Origin of the sequence: Blastococcus aurantiacus (assembly GCF_900102425.1) — a bacterium.
Classification (GTDB): domain Bacteria; phylum Actinomycetota; class Actinomycetes; order Mycobacteriales; family Geodermatophilaceae; genus Blastococcus; species Blastococcus aurantiacus.
In genome coordinates this window covers 1-14,981 of record NZ_FNBT01000003.1, presented here as the reverse complement: position 1 = coordinate 14,981, position 14,981 = coordinate 1, and the positions used below count along the sequence as shown (strand labels likewise).

Genomic DNA, 14,981 nt, shown 5'->3' with positions numbered 1-14,981 from the left:
GGTTCGGGTGCCGGTACCGCCGGTGCCTTCGGTCGCCCGGGTGGTCGCGGTCCCGTCCGCGGGCGCAAGAGCAAGAAGCAGCGGCGTCAGGAGTTCGACTCCATGGCGGCGCCCAGCATGGGTGGCGTCAGCCTGCCCCGCGGCAACGGACAGACCGTCCGGCTGCCCCGCGGTGCCTCGCTGACCGACCTGGCCGAGCGCATCAACGCCGAGCCGGCCGCGCTGGTCACCGCCCTGTTCCACCTGGGCGAGATGATCACCGCGACGCAGTCCGTCAACGACGAGACGCTGCAGCTCCTCGGTGCCGAGATCGGCTGGGTCATCCAGGTCGTGAGCCCCGAGGACGAGGACCGCGAGCTGCTCGAGACCTTCGACCTCACCTTCGGTGACGAGGAGGGCGAAGAGGGCGACTGGGAGTCCCGTCCGCCGGTCGTCACCGTCATGGGTCACGTCGACCACGGAAAGACCAAGCTGCTGGACGCCCTGCGCCACAGCAACGTGGTCTCGAAGGAGGCCGGTGGCATCACCCAGCACATCGGCGCCTACCAGATCGTCACCGAGCTCGAGCACAACGAGCGGCCGATCACCTTCATCGACACCCCCGGTCACGAGTCGTTCACCGCGATGCGTGCCCGAGGCGCGAAGGTCACCGACATCGTCGTGCTGGTGGTCGCCGCCGACGACGGCGTCATGCCGCAGACGGTCGAGGCGCTCAACCACGCCCAGGCCGCCGAGGTGCCGATCGTCGTCGCGGTGAACAAGATCGACAAGGAGGGGGCCAACCCCGCCAAGATCCGCCAGCAGCTCACCGAGTACGGCCTCGTGGCCGAGGAGTACGGCGGCGACACGATGTTCGTCGACGTCTCCGCGACCACGCGGCAGGGTCTCGACGAGCTCCTGACGGCGATCCTGCTGACCGCGGACGCCTCGCTGGACCTGCGCGCGAACACCGAGCAGGACCCGCAGGGTGTCGTCATCGAGGGCAAGCTGGACAAGGGCCGGGGCCCCGTCGCCACGGTGCTCGTCCAGCGCGGAACGCTGCGCCAGGGCGACTCGATCGTGGCCGGCGACGCCTACGGTCGCGTCCGGTCGCTGCTCGACGAGCACGGCAACAAGCTCAAGGAAGCCCTGCCGTCGCGGCCGGTCCAGGTCGTCGGCCTGACCTCCGTCCCGCGTGCCGGCGACACCTTCCTGGTCGTCGAGGAGGACCGGGTGGCACGGCAGATCGCCGACCGCCGCCAGGCCCGCATCCGCAACGCGCAGAACGCCTCCATGCGCAAGCGGATCAGCCTCGAGGACCTCGACGCCGCGCTCAAGGAGACCCGTCAGCTCAACCTGATCATCAAGGGCGACAACTCGGGCACCGTGGAGGCGCTCGAAGAGGCGCTGATGAAGATCGAGGTCGACGACGACATCTCGCTGCGGGTCATCCACCGCGGCGTCGGTGGGATCACCAAGAGCGACATCGACCTGGCGCTGGCCGACGACGTCATCGTCCTGGGCTTCAACGTCCGGGCCGAGGGTCAGGCCACCGAGCTCGCCAACCGCGAGGGGGTGGACGTCCGGTACTACACGGTCATCTACCAGGCCATCGACGAGATCGAGGCCGCTCTCAAGGGGATGCTCAAGCCCGAGTACGAGGAGGTCCAGCTGGGGACCGCGGAGGTCCGCGAGGTCTTCCGCGTGCCCAAGATCGGCAACGTCGCCGGTTCGCTGGTCCGCTCCGGGACGATCGTCCGCAACTCGAAGGCGCGTCTGCTCCGTGACGGCAACGTGGTCGCCGACAACCTGACGGTGGAGTCCCTCCGCCGCTTCAAGGACGACGCGACCGAGGTCCGCGAGGGCTACGAGTGCGGTATCGGTCTGGGGTCGTTCAACGACATCAAGACCGACGACGTCATCCAGACCTTCGAGATGCGCGAGATCCCGCGCACCTAGCCGGTCCGGCCATGGCCGGGGGGCATTCCCCCGGCCATGGCCGCACTCTCGTCGAGCAGCAGGAGCGGGGACGTCCGGTGTTCACCGGCACGCTCACCGCCGACCTGCTGCTCGGCGACGTCCACTCGCTCAAGGGCAAGCGCGCCGTGGTGCGGCCGATCGTGGCCGAGCTGCGGCGCCGCTTCTCCGTCGCCGCCGCCGAGGTCGGCGACCAGGACCTGCACCGCAGGGTGCAGATCGGCCTGGCGACCGTCTCGGCGGACGCCGGCCAGGTCGCCGACGTCCTCGACGCCTGCGAGCGGTTGCTGGCCGAGCGGCCGGAGGTGACGCTGCTGTCGACGCACCGTCAGCTCCTCTCGGACACCGACGACTGATCCGTTTCCCCGAACCATGTCCGCCCGGCGTCCACCGACGCCCTGACCACAGGAGGTCCGATGGCCGACCCGGCCCGCGCACGCAAGCTGGCGGTGCGCATCCGCCAGATCGTCTCCGCCGCGATCGAGACGCAGATCAAGGACCCGCGGCTCGGCATGGTGACCGTCACCGACGCCCGCGTGACCAGCGACCTCCGCGAGGCGACGATCTTCTACACCGTCTACGGCGACGAGACGCAGATCGCCGACTCCGCGGCCGCCCTGGCCAGTGCCACGGGCGTGCTGCGCTCCACGGTCGGCAAGCAGACCGGCATCAAGTTCGTGCCGACGCTGGAGTTCATCGCCGACATCGTCCCGGACACCGCGCGCGAGCTCGAGGAGGCCCTCGAGCGGGCGCGGCACGCCGACGCCGAGCTGGCCCGCGCCCGCGAGGGTGCCCAGTACGCCGGCGAGCCCGACCCCTACCGCAAGCCGGCAGAGGACGACGACCTCGACGACGAGGACGAGCACGAGGTGGTGTCCGAGGGCACGCCCGCGCCCGGCCCTGCCGATGACGGTGCCGACGACCTCCCCGCCCGAACCAGGAGTGCGTCGTGACCCAGGACGACCCGAACCCGTACGAGCCCCTCGAGGGCCAGGGCACGTCGATGCTGGGCGGCCAGAAGGTCGACGGCACCGGTGATCCCACCGACGGCGGCAAGCACGGCGAGATCGGCGACGCCCCGAGCATCGTCTCCGACGAGCCCGACGACGGCTCCACGTTCCCGGTCGGCGGCGGTGCGGTCACCGAGGAGGAGAACGCCCCTCCGGTCGCCGACCCGGGGCCGGACGCCTGACCCATGAGTGCCCGTCCCACCCCCGCACCCGGGCTCGCGGCCACGTCGCGCACCGTGGCAGGGGTCCTGGCCGAGGCCGCCGAGGCCCGCGCCACCGTCGTCCTGTCCGGGCACGTGAACCCCGACGCCGACGCGCTGGGCAGCACCCTGGCGCTCGCGGAGGGGCTGCGGCGCCGTGGTGCGCGCGTCCTGCCGACGTTCCCGGGCGAGTTCACCCTGCCGGCGTCGCTGGGCTGGCTGCCCGGTGCCGAGGGGCTCGTGCCGTCGGCGTCGCTGCCCTCGGCGCCGGACGTCTTCGTCAGCCTGGACGCCGCCTCGCCCGGCCGCCTCGGTGAGGTCGCCGCGCTGCTCGACGGTGCCGTGACGTCGGTCGTGGTCGACCACCACGCCAGCAATCCCGGCTTCGGGACGCTGCAGCTGATCGACCCCGGCGCGCCGGCCACCGTGACGCTGGTGGCCGACCTGCTCGATGATCTCGGCGTCGCTCTCGACCGCCAGCTCGCCACCTGCCTCTACGCCGGGCTGGCCGCCGACACCGGCTCCTTCCGCTTCGGCAGCACGCGGCCGCAGACCCACGAACTGGCCGCCCGCCTGCTGGCCACGGGCATCGACCACGCGGCGATCAGCCGCCGGCTGTTCGACACCGCTCCGTTCGGCTGGCTCGGCCTGCTGTCCGTGGTGACGGGCAGGGCGGTGCTCGAGCCGGAGGTCGGCGCCGGGCTGGTGTGGACCTGGTCCAGCACCGCGGAGGCCGCCGAGCACGGACTGCCCGGTGAACAGCTCGAGGCGCTCGTCGACGTCGTCCGATCCGCAGAGGAGGCGGACGTGGCCTGCGTCCTCAAGGGTCAGGACGACGGGACGTGGTCGGTCTCGCTGCGCTCCCGCGGCGGTACGGACCTCGCCCGCATCGCCATGGGGCTCGGGGGTGGCGGTCACACGCTGGCCGCGGGCTACACCTCGACCCTCGACCGCGAGGGGACCATCGCGGCGCTGCGCGAGCAGCTCACCGCACGCTGACCGGGGCGACCGGTCATCCCCGCTCCGTCCGCGCCGCCGTCGGTCGTGTCGCTGGCGCTCCCGGCGCTGGTCGTCCTCGCCGCGGAACCGCTGTACCTGCTGGTCGACACCGCGGTCGTCGGCAACCTGGGCACCGTGGCGCTGGGTGGCCTGGCGGTGGGCGGAGGGCTGCTGGCGTGGGCGGCTGCGCTGCTGAACTTCCTCGCCTACGGCACGACGGCCCGTGCCGCCCGGCGAGCGGGTGCGGGCGACCGGGCCGGCGCGGTCGCGGAAGGGGTCCAGGCCACCTGGCTGGCCGCGGGGCTCGGCCTGGTCGTCCTGACGTTCTTCCAGCTCACCGCCGGTCCCTTCACCCGGCTGCTGGCCGGGGGTGCCGGACCGGTCGCGGAGGCCGGCGAGGAGTGGCTGCGGGTCGCCTCGCTCGGCGCCCCTCTGCTGCTGGTCTCGCTGGCCGGCAACGGCTGGCTGCGCGGCGTCCAGGAGCTGCGCCGGCCGGTCCGGTTCGTGCTGGCCGGCAGCCTGGTCAGCCTGGTGCTCTGCCCGCTGCTGGTCTACCCGGCCGGCTGGGGCCTGGTGGGCTCCGCGGTGGCCAACGTGGTCGGCCAGGCGGTGACCGCGGGCCTGTTCCTGCGGGCCATCGCGCGGGAGGACGCCGACTGGCGTCCCCGCCCCGCGGCCGTCCTCTCCCAGCTGGTCATCGGCCGCGACCTGCTCCTGCGCGCCGCGGTGCTGCAGGTGTCCTTCCTCGTGGCGGCGGGCGTCGCCGCCCGTGCCGGTACCGCGCAGCTGGGTGCGCACCAGATCGCGCTCCAGCTGTTCTTCTTCCTGGCCCTGGTGCTCGACGCCTACGCCGTCGCCGCCCAGACCCTCGTCGGGCACGCCCTCGGTGCCGGCCGGCCCGCCGAGGCCCGGGTCACCGCCCGGCGGGTGGCGCTCTGGGGGCTGGGCACGGGTGCGGCGGTGGCGGTGCTGCTGCTCGCCCTGCGCGGCGTCCTCCCGCCGCTGTTCACCGACGACCCCGCCGTCGTCGACCAGGCGCTGCTGGTCTGGTGGTTCCTGGCCGCCATGCAGCCGCTGGCCGGCGTGGTGTTCGCGCTGGACGGCGTCCTCATGGGCGCCGGGGACGTGGGCTACCTGCGCACGCTCACCATCGGCTCGGCGGTCGTCGGGTTCCTGCCGCTGTCGCTGCTGTCCGGGCCGCTGGACTGGGGCCTGGCCGGGGTGTGGACCGGCCTGTGCCTGTTCATCGGTCTCCGGCTGGCCGGCGTGCTCGTGCGGGTGGCCGGCGACCGGTGGCTCGAGGCGCCTGAGACGGTTACGGCGTGAGCCCCCGCCGTCCCGATGCCGACGTCCCTCCCGGTCTGCTGCTGGTCGACAAGCCCGGCGGGATGACGTCGCACGACGTCGTCGCCTGGGCCCGGCGGGTGCTCTCGGTCCGCAAGGTCGGCCACGCCGGCACGCTCGACCCCATGGCCACCGGCCTGCTGGTCCTCGGCGTCGGGGCCGCCACCCGGCTGCTCGGGTACGTCGGTGGCCACGACAAGACCTACGAGGCGACCATCCGTCTGGGGCAGTCGACGGTCACCGACGACCGGGAGGGCGAGCTGCTCGCCGCCGCCTCGACCGCGGGGCTGGACGACGACGCGATCCGCGCCGCCCTGGCCGCCCAGACCGGCCCGCTGCAGCAGGTCCCGTCGTCGGTGAGCGCGGTCAAGGTCGCCGGTCGCCGGTCCTACGACCGCGTCCGGGCGGGGGAGGAGGTCATGCTGGAGCCGCGCTCGGTGGTGGTGCACCGGCTCGACGTCCACCGCGTCACGCGCCCGGAGCCGGACCTGGTCGACGTCGACGTCACCGTCGAGTGCACCGCCGGCACCTACATCCGGGCGATCGCACGCGACGCCGGGGCCGCCCTCGGCGTGGGCGGGCACCTCACTGCGCTGCGGCGGACCGCCTCCGGGCCGTTCACCATCGCGCAGGCCGCCCCCGTCGAGGACGCGGGAGCCGCGCTGGCCGCCGGTGGGGGAGCAGGCGTGCTGGGCCTGACCGACGCCGCCCGGCTGGTCTTCCCCGAGCGGGGCCTCACCGCGCAGGAGGCCACGGCCGTCGGCTACGGCCAGCGCATCCCGGCTACCGGCGGGCCGGGACTGCACGCGGCGGTGGACCCTGACGGCCGCCTCGTCGCGCTGGTCGAGGACGCGGGCCCGACCGCGCGCGTGGCCGTGGGCTTCCCGCCGCGCGAGGGCTGACGCCTTTCCGGTGAGCGGACCCCGCCGCGCGATTGATCGCCGGGCGTGCCGGGAAGGGGAGGGCCATGAGCGTCGTGAAGATCAACGCGATCACCGTCCCGAAGGACAAGCAGGACCGGTTCGAGGAGCGCTTCCGCGGCCGCGCCGGGGCCGTGGAGTCCACCCCCGGCTTCGAGTGGTTCGAGCTGCTGCGCCCGCTCGAGGGCACCGACCAGTACCTGGTCTACACCCGGTGGAGCAGCCACGAGGCCTACGAGGCCTGGCAGTCGAGCCAGGACTTCGACCGGGCCCACGACGGGGGCGGTGACACCCTGGCGTCCGCGGCCCCGCACTCGGCCCACGTCTGGACCTACGAGGTGCTCGAGTACGCGGGTCCCACCGCCAACCAGGAGAACCAGGCCTGATCGGGCCGCCCGGCGGCGGTCGGCTCCCGGCCGCCGCCGGAGGCGGGGATAGTGTGGGCGCGGGCCCGGTGGTCGCCGGCCGCCCGGACGCGTTCATCTGCAGGTGGGAGCCATGACCGACACGCTCAGCGACAGCCGTACCTCCGCGCGGATGTTCACCGAGGGCGTGCCGGTGGTCGTGGAGGACGTGCGCCGGCGCAGCCCCGTCGAGCGCGCGGAGCTGCTGGAGGACCCGGGCTTCGGCCGGTACTTCACCGACAGCATGTTCGTGGCCCGTTACCGGGAGGGGCAGGGCTGGTACGACGCCCGCCTGACCACGTACGGGCCGCTGCCCATGGACCCGGCGACGGCGGCCCTGCACTACGCGCAGTCGATCTTCGAGGGGCTCAAGGCCTACGCGCAGCCCGACGGCAGCGTCGCGATGTTCCGCCCGGAGGCCAACGCCGCGCGCTTCGCCCGCAGCGCCCGCCGCCTCGCGATGCCGGTCGTGCCCGAGGAGTCCTTCCTCACGGCCGTCGACGCGCTCGTCGACGCCGACCGCGACTGGGTGCCCACCGGGCCCGACCAGACGCTGTACCTGCGGCCCTACATGCTCGCCAGCGAGCCGTTCCTCGGCGTGCGGCCGGCGCACGAGTACCTCTTCCTGATCATCGCCAGCCCGGCCGGGGCGTACTTCCCGCGGGGCGTGCACCCGGTGTCGGTCTACGTCTCGGAGGAGTACGCCCGCGCCGCCCCCGGCGGTACCGGCGACGTGAAGTGCGCCGGCAACTACGCCGCCAGCCTGCTGCCGCAGCAGGAGGCCTCCGCGCTCGGCTGCGACCAGGTCGTCTACCTCGACGCGGTGGAGAAGAAGTACATCGAGGAGCTGGGCGGGATGAACCTGTTCTTCGTCCTCGGCTCCGGCGAGGACGCCGAACTCGTCACCCCCGAGCTCTCCGGGAGCCTGCTGCCCGGCATCACCCGCGACTCCCTCATGGAGGTCGCCCGTGGGCTCGGGCTCCGGGTCACCGAGCGGCGCTACTCGCTGGACGAGTGGCGCCAGGGCGTCGCCGAGGGCACGGTCACCGAGACCTTCGCCTGCGGGACCGCGGCCGTGATCACCCCGGTGGGCGTGGTCAAGGCCCGGACCGGTGACTTCACCGTGGGCGACGGCACCCCCGGCCCGCTGACCATGCGGCTGCGCGAGGCGCTGCTCGACATCCAGCACGGGCGGGTGGCCGACACCCACGGCTGGCTGCACCGCGTCGGCTGACCACCACCGGACGGAGGGCGTCGGACACGTGCAGCGCTGGCGAGGCCTGGAGGCCACCCCGGCCGATCTCGGCCGCACCGTGGTCACCATCGGCATGTACGACGGCGTCCACCGCGGGCACCAGAAGCTGATCGGCGCCGCGGTCGCCCGGGCGCAGGCGATGCGCCGTCCCTGCCTGCTGCTCACCTTCGACCCGCACCCGGCCGAGGTCGTGCGGCCGGGCTCGCACCCGGCGATCCTCACCTCGCTGGACCGCAAGGCCGAGCTGGTGGCGGGGCTCGGCGTGGACGCCATGTGCGTGCTGCCGTTCACCGCGGAGTTCATGCGGCTTCCCCCGGAGACGTTCACGCACACCGTGCTGGTCGAGCACCTGCACGCCGCGCAGGTCGTGGTGGGGGAGAACTTCACCTACGGGCACCGGGCCGCCGGAACCGTCACCAGCCTCACCGCGGAGGGCCGCCGGTTCGGCTTCGCCGTCGAGGGCGTGCCGCTGGCGGAGGACACCTCCGACTCCGGGGACGTGACCATCTCCTCGACCTACATCCGAGCATGCGTGGCTGCGGGCGACATGGTCTCCGCCGCCCGGGCCCTCGGGCGGCCGCACCGCGTCGACGGCGTCGTCGTGCGCGGGGACCGGCGGGGCCGGGACCTCGGCTACCCGACGGCGAACGTGGAGAGCCCGCAGTACACCGCCATCCCCGCCGACGGCGTCTACGCCGGGCACCTGGTCACCCGCGACCCCCGCAGCGGCGCCAGCCGCGAGCGCCTCCCCGCCGCCATCTCCGTGGGCACCAATCCCACGTTCCAGGGCAGCCGGCGCACCGTCGAGGCCTTCGTCCTGGACTACGACGGCGATCTCTACGGCGAGCACGTCGGCGTGGAGTTCGCCTCGCGCCTGCGGCCGATGGAGGCCTTCGCCGACATCGAGGGTCTGCTGGCGGCCATGGCCAAGGACGTCACGGACACCCGCCAGATCCTCGGCATGTAGCCTGGGTGGTGACGTCGGGTGACCGACGTGTGTGCGACCTGCCCTCGTGATTCAGACCGAGGGCCACACGTGACCCGCCCCGGAGGCGAACAATGGCGCTCGACAGCGCGCTCAAGAAGCAGATCATGACCGACTACGCGACGGTCGAGAACGACACCGGTTCGCCCGAGGTGCAGGTCGCGATGCTCAGCCGTCGGATCAGCGACCTGACCGAGCACCTCAGGATGCACAAGCACGACCACCACAGCCGTCGTGGTCTGCTCCTGCTGGTCGGTCGCCGCCGTCGGCTGCTGAACTACCTCGCCAAGACCGACATCAACCGCTACCGGTCGCTCATCGAGCGGCTCGGTCTGCGCCGCTAGGCACCACGAGGGGGCCGCTCCCGGATCACTCCGGGACGGTCCCCTTCCTCGTGCGGCACCCGCCGCCCGGGGAGAACCGGCCAGCCGCCGGACGCGTCCCTCGAGGACCGGTCCTCGGTAGTGGCCCCCGGGCACGCTCCTCCACCGCGAGGAATGGCCTCCCCCCATGCGGGGAACCAGCTCCCGAGGGCTTCGATCGAGCACCGGTCGCCCCGGACGCAGGACGGCAACCAGTCCAGGACTGGCCGTCAGAGGAGTCGTAGGTCGGCACGAGGCCGATGCGACGAAGAAGAGAGAAGGACACGTGTCCGCACCCACCATCACCGCAGAGTTCGACGCCGAGGACGGCGTCACCACCGCCACCGCGGTCATCGACAACGGCAGCTTCGGCAGCCGTTCGATCACCTTCGAGACCGGCCGCCTCGCCAAGCAGGCCGCCGGCTCCGTCGTCGTCACCATGGGCGACACCATGCTGCTCTCGGCCACCACGGCCGGCCGCCAGCCCAAGGAGCAGTTCGACTTCTTCCCGCTCACCGTCGACGTCGAGGAGCGGATGTACGCCGCTGGGCGCATCCCCGGCTCGTTCTTCCGTCGCGAGGGCCGCCCGTCCGAGGACGCGATCCTCACCTGCCGCCTGATCGACCGCCCGCTGCGCCCGACCTTCGCCAAGGGCCTGCGCAACGAGGTCCAGGTCGTCATCACCGTCATGGCGCTGGACCCGACGCACCTCTACGACGTGGTCGCGATCAACGCCGCCTCGGCGTCCACCCAGCTCTCGGGTCTGCCGTTCTCCGGCCCGATCGGCGCCACCCGCGTCGCCCTCATCAACGGCCAGTGGGTCGGCTTCCCGACCCACACCGAGCTCGAGAACGCCGTCTTCGACATGGTCGTGGCCGGCCGTGTCCTCCCCGACGGCGACGTCGCGATCATGATGGTCGAGGCCGAGGCCACCGAGAAGACCATCGAGCTCGTCGCCGGTGGCGCTCCCGCTCCGACCGAGGAGATCGTGGCGCAGGGCCTCGAGGCCGCCAAGCCGTTCATCAAGGCGCTGTGCGACGCGCAGTCCGCGATGGCCGAGAAGGCCGCCAAGCCGGTCGCCGACTTCCCCCGCTTCCTGGACTACCAGGACGACGTCTACGCCGCGGTCGAGGCGCACGTCGGCGACAAGCTGGCCCAGGCGCAGCAGATCGCCGGCAAGGCCGAGCGCGAGGACGCCACCGACGCCCTCAAGGACGAGGTCAAGGCAGCCCTCTCCGGCCAGTTCGAGGGCCGCGAGAAGGAGATCTCCGGTGCGTTCCGGGCGCTGACCAAGAAGGTCGTCCGCCAGCGCATCCTCCGCGACAAGGTCCGCATCGACGGCCGCGGCCTGACCGACATCCGGCCGCTGTCGGCCGAGGTCGAGGTCATCCCGCGCGTGCACGGCTCGGCGCTGTTCGAGCGCGGCGAGACCCAGATCCTGGGTGTCACCACGCTGAACATGCTCCGCATGGAGCAGCAGCTGGACACGCTCTCGCCGGTGACGCGCAAGCGCTACATGCACAACTACAACTTCCCGCCGTACTCCACCGGTGAGACCGGCCGCGTGGGCTCGCCCAAGCGCCGCGAGATCGGCCACGGCGCGCTCGCCGAGCGGGCCCTGGTGCCGGTCCTGCCGGACCGCGAAGAGTTCCCCTACGCGATCCGCCAGGTCTCCGAGGCGCTGGGCTCCAACGGCTCCACCTCGATGGGCTCGGTCTGCGCCTCGACGCTGGCCCTGCTCAACGCCGGTGTGCCGCTGAAGGCCCCGGTCGCCGGCATCGCCATGGGCCTGGTCTCCGACGAGGTCGACGGCAAGACCGAGTACGTCGCGCTGACCGACATCCTCGGTGCCGAGGACGCGTTCGGTGACATGGACTTCAAGGTCGCCGGCACCCGCGACTTCGTGACCGCGCTGCAGCTGGACACGAAGCTCGACGGCATCCCCTCCGACGTCCTCGCCGGTGCGCTGACCCAGGCCCGTGCGGCCCGGCTGCACATCCTCGACGTGATGAACGAGGCGATCGACGCCCCCGACGAGATGAGCCCGTACGCGCCCCGCGTGACCACGGTGCGCATCCCGGTCGACAAGATCGGTGCGGTCATCGGCCCCAAGGGCCAGATGATCAACGCGATCCAGGACGAGACCGGCGCGGACATCACCATCGAGGACGACGGCACGATCTACGTCGGCGCCTCCGACGGCCCCTCGGCCCAGGCCGCGGTGGACCGGATCAACGCCATCGCCAACCCGACGCTGCCCAAGGTCGGCGAGCGCTTCCTCGGCACGGTCGTCAAGACCACGCCGTTCGGCGCCTTCGTCTCCCTGCTGCCCGGCCGCGACGGCCTGGTGCACATCAGCAAGCTGGGTGGCGGCAAGCGGATCAACAAGGTCGAGGACGTGGCCAACGTCGGCGACAAGATGCAGGTGGAGATCACCGACATCGACGCCCGCGGCAAGATCAGCCTGGTGCCGGTCGCCGAGGGCGACGCCGGTCAGGCCGCTCCCGCCGAGGCCGCCGAGGCCGCCGAGGCCGCTGCACCTGCGGGTGAGTGACGACGTCCACTGACGTGATCGGGACCGGGGCGGGTGCTGGTGCACCCGCCCCGGTTCCCGTCGGGGTGACCCAGCTGCTCGACCTCGACGAGGTCGGCGGCCGGGTGGAGCGCACGACGCTTTCCGGGGGCCTGCGGGTCCTCACCGAGACGATGCCCGGGGTCCTCTCGGCGACGCTGGGCATCTGGGTCGACGTCGGCTCGCGGGACGAGACGCCGGCCGTGGCCGGCTCCTCGCACTTCCTCGAGCACCTGCTGTTCAAGGGGACGACGTCGCGGGGTGCGCTGGAGATCGCGACGGCGATGGATGCCGTCGGCGGCGAGATGAACGCGTTCACCGCCAAGGAGCACACGTGCTTCTACGCGAACGTGCTCGCCAGCGACCTGCCGCTCGCGGTCACGTTGCTCGCGGACCTGGTCACCGAGGCGACCAACACCGCGGCCGATCTCGAGTCCGAGCGCACGGTGGTGCTCGAGGAGATCGCCATGCGCGACGACGAGCCCGCGGACGCCGTCCACGACCTGTTCTCCGAGACCCTCTTCGGCGACACCCCGCTCGGCCGCTCGGTGCTGGGCACCGTCGAATCGATCGAGGGGTTGTCCCGCGACGACGTCGACGGCTGGTACCGGCAGCGGTACGCCATGCCCTCGATGGTCGTCACCGCCGCGGGGCGGGTGGACCACCAGCAGGTGCTGGAGCTGGTCACCGCCGCCTTCGGGGACCGGTTGTCCGACGCGGGGGAGCCGGCGCCGCTGCGTGTCGGGGAACCCGGCGCGGACCGGCCGGCCCGCTCGACCGGCCTGATCACGCGGCGCACCGAGCAGACCCACCTCCTGCTGGGGACACCCGGGCTCGGCCGGCTGGACGAACGGCGCTATGCCGCCGCGGTCCTCGACGCCGCGGTCGGCGGGGGGATGAGCTCGCGGCTGTTCCAGGAGATCCGCGAGAAGCGGGGACTGGTCTACAGCGTCGGCTCGGCGCTCACCCACTACGCGGGAGCAGGCGCCTTCTCCGTGTACGCCGGGTGCGCCAAGAAGCGGGTGCCGGAGGTGCTCGGCCTGATCCGCGAGGGTCTGGACGGCGTCGCCGCCTCGGGGCTCACCTCGGAGGAGGTCGCGCGCGCCCGCGGTCAGCTCAAGGGCGGCATGGTGCTGGGCCTGGAGGACACCGGCTCCCGGATGAGCCGGCTCGGGAAGAGCGAGCTCTCCTACGGCGAGTACCTCCCCGTCCGGGAGGTCCTGACCCGGCTGGACGCCGTCGACGAGCAGCAGGTGCGCGAGGTGGCCGCGGAACTGTTCGGCCGGCCGATGTGCCTGGCCGTCGTCGGCCCCTACCGCGAGTCGGACCTCGACCGGCTCTGATGGCGCCGCATCCCGCCCTGGCCGTGCACGGCGCCCTCGCCCGGGGCGTGTTCGCCGTCGCGGTCCTGGTGTCCCTGGCCGTGCTGTTCGCCCCGGCCTCCGACGTCCCACCCGCCCCGGCCGGGGTGGACAAGGTCGTGCACCTCGCCCTGTTCGCGGCGCTGGCCCTGACCGGCCGATGGGCCGGCATCGGGGCGCGGCCGCTGGCGGCGCTGCTCCTCGGCTACGCGGCGGTCAGCGAGCTGGTCCAGGGCCTGTCGGCGCTGGACCGCAGCATGTCCCTGGCCGACTGGGTCGCCGACGCGGCGGGCGTGCTGCTCGGTCTGGCGCTGTGGGGCCTGGTCGCCGTCCGGACCTCGTCGCCGCGCTGAACGGCGGGGTTGTCTTGCGGTTCGGCGGTCCGGCGGGAAACCTGACCGGGTGACCACCGCACCGGACCAGCAGCCCGTTCCGACCGCCCCGGGTGACGCCCCGGTGATCAACGTGGGCGTCCTCGGAGCCCGCGGCCGGATGGGCACCGAGGTGGTCAAGGCCGTCAACGACGCCGAGGACCTCGAGCTGGTGGCGATGGTCGACGAGGGCGACTGGCTGTTCGGCCTGGCCGACGCCGGCACGCAGGTGGTCGTCGACTTCACCCGCCCGGACGTCGTCATGGACAACATCCGGTTCTGCATCGACAACAACATCCACTGCGTGGTGGGGACGACGGGCTTCGACGAGGACCGCCTGTCGACCATCGCCGAGTGGTTGGCGCCCAAGCCCGACGTGGGCGTGATCATCGCCCCGAACTTCGGGATCGGTGCTCTGCTGCTCATGCGCTTCGCGCAGGACGCCGCCCGGTTCTTCCCGTCGGTCGAGGTGGTCGAGCTGCACCACCCGAACAAGGTCGACGCCCCGTCCGGGACGGCGGTGCGCACCGCCCGTCTGATCGCGGCGGCCCGCCGGGAGGCGGACATGCCCCCGGCGCCGGACGCGACCACCGATGCCCTTCCCGGGGCACGGGGGGCCGACGTCGAGGGCGTGCCCGTGCACGCCGTGCGGCTGGCCGGTCTGGTTGCACACCAGGAGGTGCTCATGGGCGCCGCGGGGGAGACCCTGACGCTCCGGCACGACTCCTACGACCGGGCCTCCTTCATGCCCGGGGTGCTCCTGGCGGTGCGCGAGATCGGCCGCCGGCCCGGCCTGACGGTGGGCATCGAGGGGCTGCTCGGTCTCTAGGTCCGGGTGTGACGGGGACCGCTGGACGGGGGGTTGCGACGCCCCCCGGGACCTCGTGTATGGTTCTCCATGCGCCGCGCGGACCTGAGGGTCTGCCGGACCGGGACCCGCCGCTGGCGGGGGCAACGGAAACCGGCGTAGTGTTGGACATCCAGCCAGGGACGACGCCCTGAAGGGTCGAGTGTCTGCGCGTCCGCTCTTTGAGAACTCAACAGCGTGCCGAAAGTCAGTGCCAAGTAATACCCCGTGTCCCGGCTACTTGTGGTCGGGGCAGGGATTCCTTTGGTTGATTGATATCGAGAGTGCTAGCTCTCGGTTCTCAGCTGCGATCAAATCATCTACGGAGAGTTTGATCCTGGCTCAGGACGAACGCTGGCGGCGTGCTTAACACATGCAAGTCGAACGGTGAACCC

Annotated in this window: 15 protein-coding genes and 1 rRNA gene; all 16 read left to right on the top strand. The window is 72.4% G+C overall.

The features are described from left to right. Window positions 1–102: 102 nt before the first annotated feature. Entirely contained in the window at window positions 103–1,938 is a 1,836-nt protein-coding gene (gene infB / locus BLS70_RS21240; protein WP_255362337.1) for a translation initiation factor IF-2, read from the top strand. An 11-nt stretch (window positions 1,939–1,949) separates the two neighbouring features. Continuing rightward, a complete protein-coding gene (locus BLS70_RS06660) occupies window positions 1,950–2,312 on the top strand; it encodes a DUF503 domain-containing protein (protein WP_255362281.1) in 363 nt (120 codons plus the stop codon). A 60-nt stretch (window positions 2,313–2,372) separates the two neighbouring features. Further along, the gene (gene rbfA / locus BLS70_RS06655; protein WP_091764913.1) at window positions 2,373–2,909 is read left to right on the top strand and encodes a 30S ribosome-binding factor RbfA; all 537 of its coding nucleotides are present in this window, start codon (window positions 2,373–2,375) and stop codon (window positions 2,907–2,909) included. Then, window positions 2,906–3,148 carry a hypothetical protein gene (locus BLS70_RS06650; protein ID WP_091764912.1) on the top strand — a complete coding sequence of 81 codons (243 nt, stop codon included), beginning with the start codon at window positions 2,906–2,908 and terminating at the stop codon, window positions 3,146–3,148. Before rbfA ends, BLS70_RS06650 begins: the two co-directional genes overlap by 4 nt. 3 nt (window positions 3,149–3,151) lie before the next feature. After that, window positions 3,152–4,165 carry a DHH family phosphoesterase gene (locus BLS70_RS06645; protein WP_091764911.1) on the top strand — a complete coding sequence of 338 codons (1,014 nt, stop codon included), beginning with the start codon at window positions 3,152–3,154 and terminating at the stop codon, window positions 4,163–4,165. A gap of 45 nt (window positions 4,166–4,210) precedes the next feature. Next, window positions 4,211–5,491, top strand: a complete 1,281-nt coding sequence (locus BLS70_RS06640) for an MATE family efflux transporter (RefSeq protein WP_255362280.1) — start codon at window positions 4,211–4,213, stop codon at window positions 5,489–5,491. Further along, window positions 5,488–6,411, top strand: coding sequence for a tRNA pseudouridine(55) synthase TruB (gene truB, locus BLS70_RS06635; protein WP_091764909.1), 924 nt, complete (start codon window positions 5,488–5,490; stop codon window positions 6,409–6,411). Before BLS70_RS06640 ends, truB begins: the two co-directional genes overlap by 4 nt. A 65-nt stretch (window positions 6,412–6,476) precedes the next feature. Continuing rightward, window positions 6,477–6,815 carry an antibiotic biosynthesis monooxygenase family protein gene (locus BLS70_RS06630; protein ID WP_091764908.1) on the top strand — a complete coding sequence of 113 codons (339 nt, stop codon included), beginning with the start codon at window positions 6,477–6,479 and terminating at the stop codon, window positions 6,813–6,815. Between the two features lie 112 nt (window positions 6,816–6,927). Further along, entirely contained in the window at window positions 6,928–8,067 is a 1,140-nt protein-coding gene (locus BLS70_RS06625) for a branched-chain amino acid aminotransferase (RefSeq protein WP_091764907.1), read from the top strand. A gap of 28 nt (window positions 8,068–8,095) precedes the next feature. Then, window positions 8,096–9,055 carry a bifunctional riboflavin kinase/FAD synthetase gene (locus tag BLS70_RS06620; protein WP_091764906.1) on the top strand — a complete coding sequence of 320 codons (960 nt, stop codon included), beginning with the start codon at window positions 8,096–8,098 and terminating at the stop codon, window positions 9,053–9,055. Between the two features lie 92 nt (window positions 9,056–9,147). Next, window positions 9,148–9,417, top strand: coding sequence for a 30S ribosomal protein S15 (gene rpsO / locus BLS70_RS06615; RefSeq protein WP_091764905.1), 270 nt, complete (start codon window positions 9,148–9,150; stop codon window positions 9,415–9,417). Between the two features lie 304 nt (window positions 9,418–9,721). Then, window positions 9,722–11,989 carry a polyribonucleotide nucleotidyltransferase gene (locus tag BLS70_RS06610; RefSeq protein WP_176946316.1) on the top strand — a complete coding sequence of 756 codons (2,268 nt, stop codon included), beginning with the start codon at window positions 9,722–9,724 and terminating at the stop codon, window positions 11,987–11,989. A 65-nt stretch (window positions 11,990–12,054) separates the two neighbouring features. After that, a complete protein-coding gene (locus BLS70_RS06605) occupies window positions 12,055–13,350 on the top strand; it encodes a M16 family metallopeptidase (protein ID WP_255362279.1) in 1,296 nt (431 codons plus the stop codon). Continuing rightward, window positions 13,350–13,721: a hypothetical protein gene (locus BLS70_RS06600; protein WP_091764903.1), complete on the top strand. Its 372-nt coding sequence runs from the start codon at window positions 13,350–13,352 to the stop codon at window positions 13,719–13,721. Before BLS70_RS06605 ends, BLS70_RS06600 begins: the two co-directional genes overlap by 1 nt. Before the next feature lie 49 nt (window positions 13,722–13,770). Continuing rightward, a complete protein-coding gene (dapB, locus tag BLS70_RS06595; RefSeq protein ID WP_091764902.1) occupies window positions 13,771–14,568 on the top strand; it encodes a 4-hydroxy-tetrahydrodipicolinate reductase in 798 nt (265 codons plus the stop codon). Between the two features lie 337 nt (window positions 14,569–14,905). Then, window positions 14,906–14,981: ribosomal RNA gene (locus tag BLS70_RS06590) — 16S ribosomal RNA — on the top strand; the annotation flags it as partial.